Genomic DNA, 18,755 nt, shown 5'->3' with positions numbered 1-18,755 from the left:
ATCCTCAACCCCAGCCGCACCGCCCCGTCCTCCAACGTGCAGTCCCAGCTCGAACGGCGCACGTCCACCGGCCGCACCTCCACGCCGTGCCGCTGCACGTCCGCCACCAACGTGTGCGGCGCGTAGAACCCCATGGGCTGTGAATTGAGCAGCGCCGCCGTGAAGGCCGCCGGGTAGTGACACTTCAGCCAGCTGGACGCATAGGCAATCAACGCGAAGCTCGCGGAGTGGCTCTCCGGGAACCCGTAGTGCGCGAACCCCCGGAAGTGGTCGAACCACTCCTCCGCTTGCTTTCGCGTGTAGCCCTTCGCCTCGCAGCCCTCCACGAAGCGGCCCCGGTACGGGAGGATGCGCGCCTCCGCCTGCTTGTGGCTCAGCGCCCGCCGCAGGCCGTCCGCCTCTCCCGCGCTGAAGCCCGCCGCCACCATCGCGAGCCGCATCGCCTGCTCCTGGAAGAGCGGCACGCCCAACGTCTTCTGGAGGATGCCGCGCACCTCGTCGCTCGGGTACGTCACCTGTTCCTGGCCGTGCCGCCTGCGCAGGTACGGGTGCACCATGTTGCCCACGATGGGCCCCGGCCGGATGAGGGCGATCTGCACCACCAGGTCGTAGAACTCCCGGGGCTGGAGCCGGGGCAGCATGTTCATCTGCGCGCGGCTCTCAATCTGGAACACGCCCACCGTGTCCGCATTGCACAGCATGTCGTAGACCTTCGGATCCTCCGGCGGCACCGTGGCCAGGGACAGCTCGCGGCCGTAGTGCTTGTGGATCAGGGCGAAGCAGCGCGACAGCGCCGTCAACATGCCCAGCGCCAGCAGGTCCACCTTCAGGAGCCCCACCGCGTTGATGTCGTCCTTTTCCCACTGGATGACCGTGCGCCCCGGCATCGCCGCGTTCTCCACCGGCACCAGGTCCACCAGCGGCTCGCGCGTCATCACGAAGCCGCCCACGTGGATGGACAGGTGCCGGGGCACGCCCTCCAGCTCCTTCGCCACCGACAGCGTCCGCAGCACCCGCCCGTCCGTCGGTGACAGGCCCGCCTCCTGGAGCACGTCCGGCGTCACCTGGAAACCGTGCGACGACGCCACCCGCGACAGCCGGTCCACCTGATCCAACGACAGCCCCAGCGCCTTGCCCGCTTCGCGCAGCGCGAGCCGCCCCCGGTAGCAGATCACCTCGCACACCATGCCCGCGTGGCGGCGGCCGTGCTTCTCGTAGACGTACTGGAGCACCTCCTCGCGCCGCTCGTGCTCGAAGTCCACGTCGATGTCCGGCGGCTCCTTGCGCTCCATGCTGAGGAAGCGCTCGAACAACAGCCCCATCCGCACCGGATCAATGGCCGTGATGCCCAGCGCGTAGCAGACCGCCGAGTTCGCCGCGCTGCCCCGCCCCTGGCAGAGGATGCCCCGCCCCCGCGCGAACATCACGATGTCCCACAGCGACAGGAAGTACCCCGCGAAGTCCAGCGCCGCGATGAGCCGCAGCTCGTGGTCGATCTGCTTCGTCACCGCCGGAGGCACGCCCCCCGGATAGCGCGTGCGCAGGCCTGCCTCCGTGAGCACCCGCAGGTGCGCGTCCGCCGTGCGGCCTTCTGGCAGGTCCTCCTCCGGGAAGCGGTAGTGCAGCGCGTCCAGGGACGCCTCGCAGCGCGACGCCAGCTCCACCGTGCGCGCCAGCGCCTCAGGCCGGTCCGCGAACAGCCGCGCCATGTCCCCGGGGGACTTCAACGTCCGCTCCGCGTTCGGGAACAGCCGCGTGCCCGCATGATCCACCGTCACCCCGTGGCGGATGGACGTGAGCACGTCCTGGAGCACCTGCCGGTCGCGGTGGTGCGTGTGCACGTCGTTGTGCACCACCAGCGGCACGCCCAGCGCGCGGGCCAGCGCTTCCGCTCGCGCCTCCCGGGCCGCGTCCCCCGCCGACAGCGAGCGGCTCAGGCCCACGTGGAAGCTCCCGGGAAACGCCTCCGCCAGTGGAGCCACCGCCTCCAACGCCACCGGGCCCGGGAGCAGCGCGAGCAGCCCCGACGCGTGCTCCGCCACCTTGCGCCAGGGCACGCCCGCCTCGCCCTTGGGGTGCGTCATCCGGCCGTGGGACACCAGCCGGCACAGGTTCGAGTACCCGGCTGCGTCCCGCGCGTACACCACCACCGGCGGGCCGTCCTCCAGCGTCAGCTCCGCGCCCAGGAGCAGCTTCACGCCGTGCTCCTTCGCCGCGAGGTGCGCCTTCACCACGCCGTAGAGCCCGTCCCGATCCGTCAGCGCCAGCGCGGACAACCCCAGCCGGGCCGCGGTGGCCACCAGCTCCTCCGGATGGGAGGCGCCGTGCAGGAAGGAGAAGTGGGACCGGCACATCAACTCGGCGTAGCTCACGCCGGATCAGGATACTGAGCGGGCGTTCAGGCGCTAGATTGGATCTCCGTTTCGCGAGAGGGCGACTTCATGGGTTGTTCCTCTCATACGGAGGAAGCCATTGTCTCCCATTCCGCAGTCCTCTCATGCCCGGTTTGAGTTGTGATTGAAAACCGGACGAACATGGCGGGGCCGTTCGTGAAAGCCCATTGCTGCCTTTGGCGATATTCATGAGGAGGTCGCGTTGGAAGCCGTCTGCCGCGAGCCCGTGGCCCGGGGCTGGTTCGCCACCGCCATCACCGCTTCCTGGAGCGAGTCGCGCTCCACCTCCTCCAGGAAGTCTCCCAGCGCGACGTTGACCGCCTGGGGCTGCTCCAGGATGCACATGTGCCCGCCGCAGGGCAGCCGCTTGAGCCGCGCGCCCCAGATGCGCTGGTGCAGCCGCTCCGCCACCTCCGGCACCGTCACCGCGTCCTCCTCCCCCACCAGCACCAGCGTCGGCGTCTGGATGCGGTGCAGCTCCCCTTCCACGCCGCGGCGGTGGATGACGCCCTGCATTGCGCGCCACACCGCGCGCGGGTTCGCCGCCAACTGCCGGCGCAACAACGCCCGCTCCTCGGCCCGCTCCGGGTCCCGCATGAACGTGCGCCCGAAGTAGAGCGACATGATCCGATCCACCACCGGCCTCAGACCCAGCCAGTGCGTGAGCGTCGTCAGCACCCGGTAGCGCGCCAGCGTCAGCGGCAGCTCCGCCGCGGCGGAGGAGTCCAGCAGCGCCAGTGAGCGCAGGAGCTCCGGGTGCCTGGCTGCCAGCCTCAGGCCCACGAAGCCCCCCATGGACTGGCCCACGAAGTGACACGGCGCCAGCCCCAGCGCCTGGATGACCGCCACGGCGTCCTCATACACGGTGCGCAGGTCGATGACCGAGTCGCCAGGCGGGGGCTCGCTCTGCCCCTGGCCCCGGTGGTCGTACACGATGCAGCGGTAGTGGCCCCTCAGGGCCTCCACCTGCCGGTGGAACAGATGGGAGTCCCAGAGCAGCCCGTGACTGAAAAGCACCGGCTCCCCGCTCCCCCCTGTGTCCTCGTAGTACAGTCGTGCACCACGGATGGACAGGTATGGCATCTGCTTTTCCCCCGGCTTGGGCCCCCTTAGGGCCTTCCCGGAACCCACCCTCCGTTTTGATTGATTCCGGATGCCCGGCCGCCCGGTTTGACAGGGGGCCGAAGCCGCTGCCAAACAAGGACCCCATATGGACACCACCGCCTGGCAGCTCTGGTTGATCGCCGCCATCGTCCTGGGCGCGCTGGAGATCAAGCTCTCCGGCTTCGTGACGCTCTGGTTCGCGGTGGGCGCGCTGATGGCCTCCCTCATGGCCGGGGTGGGCCTGGGCCTCAACAGCCAGCTCTTCGCCTTCATCCTGGTGTCCGCCGCCCTCTTCGGCGCGTCCCGCACCATCTTCAAACACGTTTTCATGCGGGACGCCGTGCACTTGAAGACGGGCGTGGAGGCGATGCTGGGCCAGGAGGCCGTGGTCATGGAGGCGCTGGCGGACGGACACGGGGGCACCGTGCGCATCAACGGCGAGCTGTGGATGGCGCGCTCCCTGTCCGGGCCCCTGCCCGAGGGCGAGCGCGTCACCGTGGAGCAGATTGAAGGCCTCAAGTTGTGGGTGCGACGCCCGTCGGCGTCCAACGAAGTCGCGCTGCAACCGGCGCGTCGCAAGAAGAAGGAGAACGCAGGATGGGACTGACCATTGTTCTGCTCGTCGCGGCCGCGGCCGTCGTGATCGGGCTCGTCACCGGTGTGCGCATCGTTCCCCAGGCCAAGGTGATGGTCGTGGAGCGGCTGGGGAAGTTCCACCACGTGGCCTCCAGCGGCCTCAACATCCTCATCCCCTTCATGGACAGCCCTCGCGCCATGGAGATGCGCGCCGGCAACCGCTTCACGCGCAACACCCTGGTGGACCTGCGCGAGCAGGTCATGGGCTTCGAGACCGTCCAGGTCATCACCCATGACAACGTCAACATGGAGGTCGGCTCGGTCATCTACTACCAGATCGTCGATCCGGGCCGGGCGCTCTACCAGGTGGAGAACCTGGCGCTCGCCATCGAGCAGCTCACCATGACGAACCTGCGCAACGTCATGGGCGGCCTCACGCTGGATCAGACGCTCACCAGCCGCGAGACGGTCAACACCAAGCTGCGCATGGTGCTGGACGAGGCCACGGAGAAGTGGGGCGTGAAGGTGACGCGCGTGGAGCTGCGCGAGATTGAACCGCCCCAGGCCATCAAGGCCGCCATGGCCAAGCAGATGACCGCCGAGCGCGAGCGCCGCGCCGAGGTCACCAAGGCCGAAGGTGACAAGGCCGCCGCCATCCTCCAGGCCGAAGGCGAGAAGATCTCCCGCATCCTGCGCGCGGAGGCCGAGCGCGACGCGGAGATCGCCCGCGCCGAAGGCCACAAGCGCGCCGTGATGCTGGAGGCCGAGGGCAAGGCCGAGGCCACGCGCCTCACCTTCGAGGCCATCCACACCGGCCGCGCCACGCCGGAGGTGCTCGCGCTGCGCTACCTGGAGACGCTCCAGGAGCTGGGCAAGGGCGACAACAAGATGTTCATCCCCTACGAGGCCACCGCCGCGCTGGGCTCCATCGCCACGCTGAAGGAGGTGTTCGCCAAGGACGCCGCCCCGGCCGCCGCGCCCCAGCCCCAGCTCCGCGCGTCCGCTCCGTCCGCCGCCTCGATGAGCGCCCAGGCCCTGGCCCGGAACGCCGCCGCGAGCGCCACCATCCCGGCCACCCGCCGGGTGCAGCCGCCCTCGGACGAGTAGCCCCGGCCCCTTTCGGGGAATCGTTGTCAGGGCACCGGCGTTCTTTCCGTCGGTGCCCACGTCACGGCACGCGCCCGGGCTTGCCATCCGCCCGGGCCGCGCCGCATGCTCCACCTGAAGCACCGGTTGTCCACGCGGGGAGATGTCACAGGTCTTCCCCTGAACGAGGTTCGCAGACCCTTGAAGCTGTTCGCCTGAAACCCCGGTCCCCAGCTGTACCCCGCCGCCGCGCGTCCTGACGGACGTGTGCGCTGGCTTCCGGTTTCAGGAGTCGCTTCAACATGCCCTCGTCCTCCTCCGTGCGCGCGCACCGCGTCTGCTTTTCGTTCACCGATGCCATCCCCGTCCTCACCGACGTGGAGTTCCACCTCGCCTCCGGCTGGACGGGCCTCGTCGGCCCCAACGGCGCCGGCAAGTCCACCCTGCTGCGCCTGTTGTCCGGCGAGCTGAAGCCCACGTCCGGGCAGCTCCAGTTCGAACCGGACTCGCCGCTCGTGTGCCTGTGTCCGCAGGGCGTGGAGGCGCTCACGCCCGACATCACCGCCTTCGCGGACGCCTGGGACGCGCTGGCGCGCAGGCTCCAGGGCCAGCTGGGCCTGGACGTCACCGCGCTGGAGCGCTGGCCCACGCTGTCCCCGGGTGAACGTAAGCGCTGGCAGGTGGGCGCGGCGCTCGCCCGCGAGCCGGACGTGCTGCTGTTGGATGAACCCACCAACCACCTGGACGCGGAGGCGCGCGCCTGGCTGGTGGCCGCGCTGCGCCGCTTCCGGGGCGTGGGCGTCGTCGTGTCCCACGACCGCGAGCTCTTGGAGACGCTCACCCAGGCCACGCTGCGCGTGCACGGCGGCGAGGCGCACCTGTACCCGGGCGCCTACTCCGCCGCGAAGGGCCACTGGGAGGCGGAGCGCGAGTCGGAGGTCGCCGCCCACCAGCAGTCCAAGGCGGAGCGGGACCGCGCCGCGCAGCTGCTGGACAGCGCCCGGCGCGAGCACCAGGGCGCCACCCTGTCGCGCAGCACGTCGCGGCGGATGCGCAACAAGTACGACAGCGACGCGCGCGGCCTGGGGCCCTCCACGCTGGCGAGCTGGGCCGAGTCCCGCCTGGGCCACCAGGTCACCGTGAAGCGCCGCGAACTGGAGCGCGCCGAGGCCGCGGTGGGCACCTTCACCGTGGACAAGACGGTGGGGCGCTCCGTGTTCGTGGACTACGTGCGCTCGCCCAACCCGTGGCTCTTCACCTTCGACACACCGGGCCTGAAGGCCGGCGACGTGGAGGTGCTGGGCCCCACGCGCCTGGACGTGGACCGCGAGGCGCGCATCCGCATCGAGGGCCCCAACGGCGCCGGCAAGACGACGCTCCTGAAGGCCCTGCTGGAGCAGGCGCGCGTGCCTCGCGAGAAGCTCCTGTACCTGCCCCAGGACCTGGGCGCGGAGGAGACGCGCGCCCTGATCGACGCGGTGCGTGAGCTGCCTCCGGAGGAGCGCGGCCGGGTGATGTCCCTGGTGGCCGCGCTGGGGGTGGATCCGCACCGGCTGCTCGCGTCCGAACAGCCGTCACCCGGCGAGGCGCGCAAGCTGGCCATCGCGCGCGGCCTGGGCCAGCACGCCTGGGCCCTGGTGCTGGACGAACCCACCAACCACCTGGACCTGCCGTCCATCGAACGGCTGGAGGCGGCGCTGCACGACTACCCGGGCGCGCTGCTGCTCGTCACCCACGACGCACCCTTCGCCCGCTCCTGCACCACCACGCGGTGGCTGGTGGCGAACGGACGTGTGGAGGTGGAATGAGCCGCCTGACCGCCGGGATGGAGTGAAGACAGACCTCCCCGCGAAATAACGCTGAAACTTGTTTTTCGCGCCGGTGTTCCACTCCTAGAAAAGACCTGCAGTCCCGGTGGATGTCACACCGGGCCTGTATCGTCTTCTCCCCCCATTCCAGGAGTCCGTATGTCTCGGCGTACGCCGCCATGGCGGCATTCGTGTCTCTTCATCACGGGCGCGCTCGCGCTCACCGGCTGTTCCAGCGGTTCCGCCCCGGAGGAAGCGCCTCCGCTGGAGCAGCAGGCCAGTGCGCTCGTTCCCGGACCGGACCTGCGCATCACGGAGCTGACGGCTCCGGACAGCGCGAAACCCGGCCAGCCCGTCACCGTCACCGCGAAGGTCTGCAACACCGGTGACCAGGCCGTGTACTCCAGCGCCATGCTGGAGGTGTACCTGTCCACCACGCCCACGCAGCAGGTGCCGGGGCCGGGGACGCAGCCGCCTCCCACCCAGCAACTCACCCAGGGCCAGACGGACGTGGGAACGGTGTACGCGGGCCAGTGCGTCAGCCGTTCGTTCAACATCTACGTCAGCCCTCCTTCGGGCTTCACGGGCAACGGCACCTACTACCTGGGGGCCAGCGTCGACACGCAGAACGCGGTGCCGGAGTCGGACGAGACGAACAATGGCTTCGTGAAGGGCCTGATGGGCGTGGGCAACCGACCGGACCTGGTCGTCACGCGGGTGGACGCACCGCCCAACCTGGCGCCGGGCCAGGCCTTCAGCGCGTCCGCGACGGTGTGCAACGTGGGCACGGAGTACAGCTCCGGCGGCTCCGTGGAGCTGTACCTGTCCTCGGTGAACGGGCTGACGCTGCCGCCGCTGTCCGGCCCGCCCCCCGTCCCCGTCACGCAGCTGATGGTCGGGAGCGCCCTCATGGGCAGCCTGGAGACGGGCCAGTGCCGCGCGGTGCCGCTCACCGGCTACGCCCAGAGGCCGCCCTCCGCGCCGCCGGGCACGCCTCTGTACCTGGGCGCCATCGCGGACCCGTCGCGGAGCGTGACGGAGCTGCGCGAGGACAACAACACGTTCGTGCAGGGACTGGTGGGCGTGGGCAATGGCCCGGACCTGTCCATTCGCTCCGTGACGGGGCCCGCGAGCGCGCGCCAGGGCGACTCCTTCCCCGCGACGGTGACGGTGTGCAACGAGGGCACCGCGTCTTCTCCCCAGGCCGACGTGAGGGTGTTCCTGTCCACGGTGCCGTCGCTGGCGGCCCCGGGAACGCAGCCCCGCCCCTTGACTGAATTCCCGGTGACGAGCTTCAGCGTGCCGGCGCTGGTGAGCGGCCAGTGCGCCACCCGCACGGTGCAGGGCCCCGCCAACCGCCCGCCCGCGAATCCCAGCGAGCAGCCCCTGTACCTGGGCGCCATCGTGGACCTGCCGCAGGGCGTGGTGGAGCTGCGCGAGGACAACAACACCCGCGCGGACACGCTGATGGGCATGGGCGCGCGGCCCGACCTCACTGTCGTCTCGCTGGACGCCCCCTCCAACGCGCCGTCCTACGGGCCGCTCGCGGTGTCCGCGAAGGTCTGCAACGTGGGCACGACGCGGTCCACCGACGTGCCGGTGGAGGTGTACGTCACGAATGAGCCCTCGCTGAGCGTCGTGTCCGGTCCGCCGCCCATGTCCCGCATGCCGGTGGGCACGGTCAACGTGCCGGCGCTGGAGCCCCTGGAGTGCGTCACGCGGCTGGTGAGCGGCTACTCCAACGTGCCGGGCGGGACGGCCATGCCGAACCCCGTGCTGTACGTGGGCGCCATCGTGGACCCGATGTCGTCTCTCCAGGAGCTGCGCGAGGACAACAACGTGTCTCCGCTGTCCCGCATCGGCCTGGGGTACGGCCCGGACCTCGTCGTGCGCACGCTGACGGCGCCCTCGAGCGTCAAGCCCGGCACCTCGCTGTCGACGGACGTGAAGGTCTGCAACGAGGGCACCCAGCCCTCGTCGGCTTCGACGGTGGGCCTCTTCCTGTCCACCACGGCCTCCGTGACGTCGTCCATGCAGTACCCGCCGTCACCGTCCCAGGTGATGGTGGGCACGGTGGAGGTGTCGTCGCTTTCGCAGGGCACCTGCGTGCTGTACCCGAAGACGGTGTACGCCGCCCTCCCCCCGGCGGCCACGCCCACGCAGCCGCTGTACCTGGTGGCCGTGGCGGACGTGAACCAGCAGCAGCTGGAGCTGCGCGAGGACAACAACACCCGCGTCGCCGGCACCCTCATCGTGGGCAATGGCCCGGACCTGGTGGTGACGGACGTCACCGGCCCCTCCAGCGCCATCCCGGGCGGCCCCCTCACCCTCAACGTCAAGGTCTGCAACGTGGGGACCGAGCCGGCGGGGCCCTCGTATGTGATGGGCGTCCTGGCCATGGAGGAGATGCAGTCCAGTCCGTACCTGCCTCCCGCGTCCTCGGAGTCCTATGTCGGGATGACCTCCGTGTCCTCGCTCGCCGTGGGCCAGTGCGTGACGACGGCCGTGAGCGGCTCCGCGTCCACGGTGCCCAACGCGGACCCCGCTTCCCCGCGCTACCTGGGAGCCCGCGTGGACATGTCCAATCAGGTGGTGGAGCTGCGCGAGGACAACAACACCCGCATGACGTCGCGGATCGTCGTGGGCAGCGGCCCGGACCTGGTCGTCCGCTCGGTGACGGCGCCCCCGGCCCTGCCGCAGTACGGCTCCTTCACCGCGCAGGTGCAGGTCTGCAACGAGGGCAACGTGTCCATGTACGGCTCCGTGCCGGTGGACCTGGTCATCACCACGGAGACGTCCCTCTACACGCCCGGACAGGGGCAGCCTCCGTTCACCCAGGTCCAGATCCCCGTGGGGGGCGCCATGGTGCCCGCGCTGTCCGTGGGCCAGTGCACCACGCTGTCGATCCAGAGCTCCGTGGTCCGCCCCTCCGCGGCCACCTCCGGACAGTCCCTGTACCTGGGTGCCCTCGTCGACGGGCCGAACTCGCTGCTGGAGCTGCGTGAGGACAACAACACCCTGACGCGGGCCACGCCCATCGGCCAGGCGCAGTAAAGGAATTCCTCCAAGAGGAAATCCCTATCATTTGAGATGGGATTCGCCGGCCGGAGGCCTTCATGTCTCCGGCCGGCGTTTGTCTTTTCTGGCGGGAGAATCTTCGTGGCTGGTTTGAATTTCATCGGCTCCGCGCCGTTGAGGAAATCCCTTGGATGTCCCCGCGACGTTGAACCGGGCCCGGCGGCCAGCGCGCGTGGAGGAGCCGCGGTTCGTTCCTGAGCTGCGGGCGGACAACAACACCTTCGTGAAGGGACTGGTGGGCCTGGGCAACGGCCCGGACCTGGTGGTCCGGTCGCTGAAGGCGGCGGCCAACGTCGCACCGGGGATGCACTTCCCCGTCGAGGCGACGGTATGCAACGTGGGAACGGCGGACCTGGGCGGCTCCGCCCGGCTGCAGCTGGCGCTGTCCTCGGAGAACGCGGTGGTCTTCCCGGCGCTCCCCGCGCCGTTCGACTCTCGGACCCAGGTCCCCGTGGGGAGCGCGGACGTGTCGGTCCTGTCCGCCGGCCAGTGCAAGACGCTGACGGTGGACGCCATCGCCTCCCGGCCCCAGGAGGCAGGGCCGCACCAGGCCCTGGCCCTGGGCGCGGTCATCGACGCGAACCGGACCGTGCCAGAGCTGCGTGAGGACAACAACGTCCTCACCCAGGGCCTGGTGGGCGTGGGCTTCGACGCGGACCTCGTCATCACGGACGTGAAGGCGCCCGCGAACCTGCGCGACGGCCAGCCCTTCACCGCGAGCTACACGGTCTGCAACGTGGGCCTCAGCCCCGCGTCCTCCACCGGCGTGGCGATGTACCTCTCCGTGGACGCGGCGCCGCCCGCGGTGGCCCCCTGGCAGTCCCAGGGTCCCCTCCCCGGGTACGCGTTCCTGGGACGGTCCTCCATCAACACGGACCTGACGCCGGGCCAGTGCACCACGCAGAGCGGGACGTTCCATGCCCTGCGCCCCATGGAGCTGGGGCCCCTGCCCCTGTCCTCCACGCTGAACCTGAGCGCGGTGATGGACGGCCCGCCCGACGCGCGCACGGACAACAACGGCTTCGCCGTGGGTCCCGTGGGCGTGGGCTTCGGCCCGGACCTCGTCGTCACCGAGCTCCAGGGGCCCGCCAGCGCGCGGCCCTGGAACACCTTCACCAGCACCGTGAAGGTCTGCAACGTGGGCACGCAGCCGACGCCCGGGACCTCGCAGGTGGCCGTCTACCTGGGTACGGGCAACACCCTGCCGGCACCCCTGGCGCAGAGCGGCTCGCCGCCGTCTCCCGACGGTACCGTGGCGCTCGTGGGCACGGTGAGCGTGCCGTCCCTGGGTGAAGGGGCCTGCGTCACGCAGAGCCTCACCGGACGGGCGACACGTCCGGAGCAGGCCACGCCGCTGCAGCCGCTGTACCTGGGCGCAGTCGTCGACCCGGGGGTGGCCCAGCAGGAGCTGCGCGAGGACAACAACACGTTCGTCGCGGGCCTGATGGGCGTGGGTGAGGCGCCCGACCTGGTCGTCACGGGGCTGACGTTCCCTGACACCGTCGCGCCGATGGAGCCGTTCACCGCCACCGCGCGCCTCTGCAACGCGGGCACGGAAGGCTCGAGCATCGTCCCGATGATGTTCGTGGTGTCCACGGAGGTGAACTGGACGCGGCCTCCACCGGGTACGCCGTTCCCTTCGATGGACCAGCACATGGCGGGCATGGCGAACGCTCCGTCGCTCCAGGCCGGCCAGTGCCAGGACGTGCCGGTGACGCTGCACGCGAACCGGCCGTGGAGTGCGCCCGTGCACGCGCCGCTGTACCTGAGCGCCGTCTTGGATCCGTTCCAGGACCCGCTGGACCTGCGCCGGGACAACAACGTGTCCCCGGGGCGGAGGCTGGGCGTGGGCACCGGGCCGGACCTGGTCATCACGTCGCTGACGGGCCCCGTGAGCGCGTTCGGTCCGCTCGACCTGGGTGTCACCGTCTGCAACCTGGGCGCCGAGGCCGCGCCTGGGACTCGGGTGACCCTGCACCTGCTGACAAAGCCCTCGCTGACGCTGCCGGCCCCGAACGTGCCCGTCCCACTGGAGGAGCTGCTGGGTGAAGCCACCCTTCCGCCCGTGGCGGCGCACGCCTGCGTCACGCAGACGGTGAACGCGTTCATCTCTGGAGCTGGCATCGGGATGCCGGGCACGCAGACGTTCTTCCTGGGCGCCAGCGTGGACCGCGCCCGGGATCTGCCGGAGGTGCGCGAGGACAACAACACGTTCGTCGGTCCGCGCATCGGCGTGGGGTTCGCCGCGGACGTCGTCATCACCGCCATGGGCGGGCCGGACCAGGTCCAGCCGTGGGCGGCGATGCAGGTGCCCGTCACCGTCTGCAACCAGGGAACGATGACCGCGCCGCCCCACACGGTGGACCTGCTGCTCTCCACGGTGGCCACGCTGCCGGCGTCCGCCGTCCAGGGTGAGCCCGTGGAGTCGCCCACGCTGTCGCGGCTGGGCTTCGTGCAGGTGCCGCCGCTGGCTGTCGGTGAGTGCGTCTCGGTGGAGGGCTCCGTCAACGCCGTCCCGCCGCAGGCGGCACAGCCGGGCGCGGCCCTCTACCTGGGGGCCTCCGCGAGGCTTTACGACTCCGAGCTGCGCAAGGACAACAACGGCTTCGTGCGCGGCACCCTCACCGTGAGCAACACGCCGTAACCGCGCTTCACGGCACGTAGGACAAGTGGACGTCGGCCGGGGTCTTCACGAACCCGGCCGGCGTTTGCCTTTTCCAGGCCACGCATCCAACACGCTGGGTTTGAAGCGCATTGGCTTTTCGCATGTCAGGGCATCCATTTAGTGTCGTCATGGCGCCAGACCTGGCCCGGCGGCCGGCGTCTGGTTGATTGCACATTCCCCCAAGGAGAACACATGCAACGGCTCTCGCCGTCATGGAGACACACGTGTCTGCTCATCGCGGGCACGCTCGTCATCACCGGCTGCGGAAGTGAAGGCGCGTCGTCGAGCGTGAAACCCGCTCGCGATCAAAGCCATTCCCTGGACCACGAAGCGGACCTGGTCATCACCGAGCTTCTCGCTCCTGACAGCGTTCGCGACGGGCATGACTTCACCGCCACCGTGAAGGTCTGCAACCAGGGCACCGCGGCCGCGTACCCTCAGAGCGGCGGCACGTTCCTGCAGCTGTACCTGTCCACGACCCCCACCCAGCAGGTGCCCGACCCCAACGCTCCACCCCCGACCCAGCAGGTCACCGTGGGCGAGAAGGACGTGGGGCCGCTGGAGCCCCACCAGTGCGTCACGCGCACCGTGACCGCCAACGCGCAGCTGCCCCCCGGGCAGCCCGGCACCGCCTTCTATCTGGGCGCCAGCATCGACACGGGGCAGTCCGTGACGGAGCTGGATGAGACGAACAACGGCTTCGTCCGCGGCCTGATGGGCGTGGGCCTGGGCCCGGACCTCGTGGTCTCCGAAGTGCACATGCCCGCGAGCGTCCGGCCGGGAACGCCCCTCCTCGCCGACGTGCGCGTCTGCAACGTGGGCACGGAGGAGTCGCCCTATTCCGAGGCGGAGCTCTACATCTCCACGCTGGACACCCTGAGCCTTCCCACGCCAGGCGCGCCGGTGGATGTCCAGGCGCCGATGGGCATCGTCCCCGTGCCGCCGCTGGAGGCGGGCCGCTGCTTCACGGTCCGGACGCAGGCGTTCCCGCAGAGTCCCCCGGCGGCCACCCAGCCCGGGCAGCCGCTGTACGTGGGCGCCATCATCGACCCGCGGCAGCAGCACCCCGAACTGCGCGAGGACAACAACACGCGCGTCGCGGGCCGGCTGAGCGTGGGCGACAAGGCCGACCTGGTGGTCACCGACATGACGGGGCCCACGAACATCGGCCCGGGGCACTCGTTCTCCGGATCCGTGACGGTGTGCAACGTGGGCACGGACCGGGCCATGGATGTACGCGCGGACGTGCTGCTGTCCACGGAGTCCCCGCTGCCTGCTTCGCAGCAGCCCGGCGCCCTGACGGAGTCCTTCGTCGGCCAGGCGCAGGCGCCGGGGTTGGATGCGGGACGGTGCGTCACGCTGCCGGTGTTCGGCGTCACATTCCCGCCCCCGGCCTTCCAGCATGGCGGTCCGCTGTACCTGGGCGCGCGCGTGGACGGGCTGCAGTACGTCCCGGAGCTGCGTGACGACAACAACACCTTCACGAAGGGCACCGTGCGCGAGGGCTATCGCCCCGACCTGGTGGTGCGGTCGCTGAAGGGCCCCACCAACCTCCCGGATTCCTATTCGTTCCCCGTCGAGGCGCAGGTCTGCAACGTGGGCACGGCCAACCTGTCTGGCTACGCCCACCTGGAGCTCTTCCTCTCCACGGAAGCCTCGGTGACGCTCGCGCCGTTGTATGGGCCCTACCCTACGCAGACCCAGGCCCCGGTGGGCGGAGCGGACGTGACCTACCTCCCCGCCGGCCAGTGCCAGACGGTGCAGGTGAACGCCTACCGCAACCTGCCCATGGAGGCGCAGCCGGGTCAGCCCCTGTACCTGGGCGCGGCCATCGACACGGTCCATAACGTCCAGGAGATGGACGAGGACAACAACACGTTCATCCAGGGACTGGTGGGCACGGGATCGGACGCGGACGTGGTGATCACCGACGTGCGCGCCCCCGCGGACCTCCAGGACGGCCAGCCCTTCAGCGCGACCTATACGGTCTGCAACCAGGGCACGGCCCCCGTGTATAGCTACGGGGTCTCGCTGTTCCTCTCCACGGAGACCGCGCCGCCCGTGTCGCGGCCGTATCCGGCGCCCCCCGTGTTCGCGGAGCTCCCGCGGGCCTACGCCTTCCAGGGCCGCGCCCAGGCCTACGCAATGCTGGCGGCCGGGCAGTGCACGACCCAGCGCTCCACGTTCCAGGCCTCGCGTCCGGTGGACTCGATGCTCTCGCCGTTCGAGCGGCCCCTGAACCTGAGCGCGGTCGTGGACATGCAGCAGTTCGAGCCGCGCGTGGACAACAACGGCTTCGCCGCGGGCATCGTCGGCGTGGGCAACGGGCCGGACCTCGTCATCACCGAGTTCCAGGGGCCCGCCAGCGTGCGGCCCGGGGAGACCTTCACCAGCAAGGTGAAGGTCTGCAACGTGGGCACGGGGCCGCTGAGTGGCGGCGCGCGCGTGGCGGTCTACTTGAGCGTGGACGACACGCTGCCGGCGCCGGATCCGCTGGCGTTCCCGCCCATGCCGATGGGCGGCCAGAGGTTCGTGGGTGACGCGTCCCTGCCGTCGCTGGGCGCGGGGGCCTGCACCACGCGGCAGATCTCCGGGTGGGCGGATGCACCGCCCGACGCGGTTCCGTTCCGCCCGCTGTACCTGGGGGCCGTCGTCAACCGGGAGGCGATGCCGCAGGAGCTGCGCTGGGACAACAACACCTACGTGGCGGGCGCCATTGGCGTGGGCTACGGGCCGGACCTGGTGGTCACCGCGGTGCAGGCACCCTCCACCGTCGCGCCCTGGGAGCCGTTCGCCGCCACCGTGCGCGTCTGCAACGTGGGCACCGACCCCGTGAACTCCACCGAGGTGGCGCTCGTCGTGTCCACGGAGGAGACCTGGAACCTGCCTCCGCCGGGCTCACCGCCGCCGTCCCCCAACGATCCCAACCAGTTCATGGCGGGGTACCTGAACGTCGCGCCGCTCGATGCCGGACAGTGCGTGAGCGCCATGGGGATGGTGTCCGTCGACCGGCCCTCGGGAGCGTCACCGGAGCAGCCCCTGTACCTGAGCGCCGTCGTGGATCCGTTCCAGGGCCGGACGGAGCTGCTCGAGGACAACAACGTCTTCGTGAAGGGGCGCCTGGGCGTGGGGTCGGGGGCCGACCTGATCATCACCGCGCTGACGGCGCCCGCCAGCATCCGGCACGGCCAGTCCTTCACCGCCACCGTCACCGTCTGCAACCAGGGCTCCCTGGCCTCGTGGGACAGCCTGCCGGTGACGCTGCAACTGCTGCCCCATCCCCAGCTGTCCCTGCCTCCGCAGGGCGGCGCGAACCAGGTGCCCCCCGATGAGTTCCTGGGCGAGCTCGTCATCCCCAATCTGGCCGGGCACACCTGCCTCACCCTGCCGGTGACCGGCAACTTCTACGGGTACACGAGCGCGGATCCGCTCACGTACTACGTGGGGGCCACCGTGGACCGGTACTGGATTGCCCCAGAGGTGCGTAAGGACAACAACACCTTCGTCGGGCCGCGCGTCGGCGTGGGGAACGCGCCGGACCTCGTCATCACCGCGATGGGCGGGCCGGAGAATCTCGAGCCTTATGGACAGGCCCAGGTCCCCGTCACCGTCTGCAACCAGGGCACTCAGCCCTCTTCCACCCAGACGGTGGAGTTCTTCCTCTCCACGTCGTCCACGCCGCCGGAGCTGACCTTCCCCGGTGGAGATCCGGCCTCCAGCGTGTCCCTGGCGGGAGCGGTGGAGATTCCGTCCCTCCCCGAGAACGCGTGCGTCACGCGCGAAGGCACCCTCAACGCCAATCCACCGGCGGATCCGGAAGCGCCCCTCTTCGTGGGGGCCTTCATTCGCGCAGGGTCTCCCAACGACGAACTGCGCACGGACAACAACGCCTTCGTGCGGGGCCGCATCGGCGTGGGGTACGGGCCGGACCTGGTCGTCACGGAAGTCACCGCGCCATTCGCCGTGCGCTGGGGCGAGATGTTCTCCACCACCGTGAAGGTCTGCAACCAGGGCACGCAGTCCTCGGGATGGAACAGCCAGGTGAAGATCCTCCTCTCCACCCAGCCCACCCTGGCGTTCCCGGACGAGATGCCGTCCTCCTCCACCCAGGTGACCCTGGGCGATGTGGACGTGGACTACCTGTCCGTGGGGCAATGCACGACGCGCCAGCTCTTCATCTCCGCAGACACGCTGCCCGGCTACCAGGGCTCCGGGCTGTTCTACCTGGGCGCGCTGGTGGACTCGCTGCGGTCGGTGACGGAGCTGCGCGAGGACAACAACGCCTTCGTCGAGAACTACCTCGCGGTGCTGCCGTAGCCGCATTCCGCCGTACGTAGGACATGCGGGCGTCGGCCAGGGCCTTCACGAGCCCCGGGCGGCGCCCGCCGCCGTTTCTCGCATGCCTCAGCGGGCGGTGCCGCTCCACTCGCGGTACCACGCCACCAGCCGGGCCACGCCCGCGTCCACGGACACGCGCGGACGGAAGCCCGTCTCCGCCTCCAGCCGCGAAGCATCCGCCCACGTGGAGACCATCTCCGCGGGTGCCGAGGGCACGGCCGTCACGCGGGCCTTCGCACCCCAGTGCCGCTCCAGCAGGCCCACGAAGTCCCCCAGCGCCACCGGCTCGCCGTGGCCCACGTTGAGCAGCCGGTGCGGCGGGCCCCCCGACGGCGGGCGGTCCAACACGCGCAGCACGGCCTCCGCCACGTCGTCCACGAAGGTGAAGTCGCGCCGCATGCGCCCGTCGCCGTGCAGCCGCAGGGGCTCACCCTTCGCCAGCGCGCGAAGGAAGAGCAGCGGCGCCATGTCCGGACGCCCCCACGGCCCGTACACCGTGAAGAAGCGCAGGCCGCTCGTGGGCAACCGGTGCAGGTGGCTGTACGCGTGCGCCATCAGCTCGTTGGCGCGCTTGGTGGCGCCGTAGAGGTTGAGCGGTTGATCCACCGGCGCGTCCTCGCGGAACGGAGCGGGCGTGGCCGCGCCGTACACGGAGCTGGAGGACGCGTAGACCAGGTGCTGGACGCGCGCCTCGCGGCAGGCCTCCAGCACGCGCACGAAGCCCGTCACGTTGGTGTCCGCGTACGCCGGAGCCTCCGCGTCCGGGGCCCGCACACCCACCCGCGCGGCCAGGTGCACCACGCCCTCCGGACGCGCGGCCGTGAACGCTTCACCCAGCCGGGCCGCATCGGTGATGTCCCCGGAGAGGAAGGTGAAGCCCTGCGCGCCGGACAGCCGCTGGAGGCGCGCGCGCCGCAGCGCCACGTCCCCAGGGGCCGCGTCCAGCGCGTCCAGGCCCACCACCGTGTCACCTCGGGAGAGGAGCCGCTCGCAGACGTGGGCGCCGATGAAGCCCGCCGCGCCCGTCACCAGGACCCGCATGCCCCCCTCGTCACGCGCGAAGGAAGGACGACCGCCGTCACGGCACCACCTGCACCGCGTCGATGACGGCCCGGCGCAGGAACGAGTTCCAGTCCGTCGCGGACTGGTAGGCGCTCACCACGGGCTGCGAGCGGAACGTGTCCGTCCAGAGCACCTGGCCGGTGGGGTCCACCATGCCCAGCCGCAGCACCACGTCCACCCGGCCCAGCACCGTCGCGCCGGACACGTCCAGCCAGTCCAGGATGACCACCACCGCGGCCTCGGCCTTGTTCTGCTGGACGAAGGAGGACACCTCGTCCGTGAGCGGCACCGGGGCCTGGGACTGGCGCGTGGCCACGACCTCGAAGCCGCGCGAGAGGAGCTCCGCCTCCGTCTGGCGGGCCAGCACCGTGCGCGGGTTGCTCTCCCCGATGATGTCCTGGCGGAACGTGCCCGTGGGCAGCACGTCCACGCGCGAGCCCGCCACCACCACCACCTTGCGGATGCTCCCCTCCGGGCGCACCTGCCGTGCGGCGCAGGCCGGAAGGACGAGGGACACGAGCAGCAGCGGGAGGAGTCGTGCGGGGCGCATGCCGTCACGCTAGGCCACAAGCGGCGGGGCCTCCACCCCGACCGCACCCGCCTACCCCTCAATCGAACAGCCCCTGCAGGTAGAAGTCCCCGTCC

General features: G+C 70.5%; 10 protein-coding genes. 6 read left to right on the top strand and 4 right to left on the bottom strand.

All coding sequences use genetic code 11. From position 1 onward, the window contains the following. A partial coding sequence (locus tag D7V77_RS29185) for a DNA polymerase III subunit alpha (RefSeq protein ID WP_120579572.1) occupies positions 1-2,372 on the bottom strand: 2,372 nt, incomplete at its 3' end. 207 nt (positions 2,373-2,579) lie between these two features. Beyond that, positions 2,580-3,476 carry an alpha/beta fold hydrolase gene (locus D7V77_RS29180; protein ID WP_120579571.1) on the bottom strand — a complete coding sequence of 299 codons (897 nt, stop codon included), beginning with the start codon at positions 3,474-3,476 and terminating at the stop codon, positions 2,580-2,582. A 127-nt stretch (positions 3,477-3,603) separates the two neighbouring features. On the opposite strand from D7V77_RS29180, the gene D7V77_RS29175 reads away from it, so the two are divergent. From D7V77_RS29175 to D7V77_RS29150, 6 genes are all read left to right on the top strand, one after another. After that, positions 3,604-4,104 (top strand): NfeD family protein, encoded by a 501-nt coding sequence (locus D7V77_RS29175; protein ID WP_120579570.1) that lies wholly within the window; start codon positions 3,604-3,606, stop codon positions 4,102-4,104. Then, positions 4,095-5,180: an SPFH domain-containing protein gene (locus tag D7V77_RS29170; protein WP_120579569.1), complete on the top strand. Its 1,086-nt coding sequence runs from the start codon at positions 4,095-4,097 to the stop codon at positions 5,178-5,180. Before D7V77_RS29175 ends, D7V77_RS29170 begins: the two co-directional genes overlap by 10 nt. A 281-nt stretch (positions 5,181-5,461) precedes the next feature. Then, entirely contained in the window at positions 5,462-6,967 is a 1,506-nt protein-coding gene (locus tag D7V77_RS29165; RefSeq protein WP_120579568.1) for an ATP-binding cassette domain-containing protein, read from the top strand. 159 nt (positions 6,968-7,126) lie between these two features. Further along, positions 7,127-10,021 carry a CARDB domain-containing protein gene (locus tag D7V77_RS29160; protein ID WP_120579567.1) on the top strand — a complete coding sequence of 965 codons (2,895 nt, stop codon included), beginning with the start codon at positions 7,127-7,129 and terminating at the stop codon, positions 10,019-10,021. Between the two features lie 151 nt (positions 10,022-10,172). Next, positions 10,173-12,689, top strand: coding sequence for a CARDB domain-containing protein (locus tag D7V77_RS29155; protein ID WP_120579566.1), 2,517 nt, complete (start codon positions 10,173-10,175; stop codon positions 12,687-12,689). 213 nt (positions 12,690-12,902) lie between these two features. Next, positions 12,903-17,027, top strand: a complete 4,125-nt coding sequence (locus D7V77_RS29150) for a CARDB domain-containing protein (RefSeq protein ID WP_120579565.1) — start codon at positions 12,903-12,905, stop codon at positions 17,025-17,027. Positions 17,028-17,114: 87 nt separating this feature from the next. On the opposite strand, the gene D7V77_RS29145 is transcribed toward D7V77_RS29150, so the two are convergent. Both D7V77_RS29145 and D7V77_RS29140 read right to left on the bottom strand, forming a co-directional pair. Next, positions 17,115-18,089 carry an NAD-dependent epimerase/dehydratase family protein gene (locus D7V77_RS29145; protein ID WP_120579564.1) on the bottom strand — a complete coding sequence of 325 codons (975 nt, stop codon included), beginning with the start codon at positions 18,087-18,089 and terminating at the stop codon, positions 17,115-17,117. Positions 18,090-18,126: 37 nt separating this feature from the next. Then, complete coding sequence (locus tag D7V77_RS29140) at positions 18,127-18,660, bottom strand: hypothetical protein (protein WP_120579563.1); 534 nt, start codon at positions 18,658-18,660, stop codon at positions 18,127-18,129. Between the last annotated feature and the right edge of the window lie 95 nt (positions 18,661-18,755).

Source organism: Corallococcus sp. CA041A, from assembly GCF_003612075.1.
Classification (GTDB): domain Bacteria; phylum Myxococcota; class Myxococcia; order Myxococcales; family Myxococcaceae; genus Corallococcus; species Corallococcus exiguus.
This window is presented reverse-complemented; position numbering and strand designations above follow the sequence as displayed.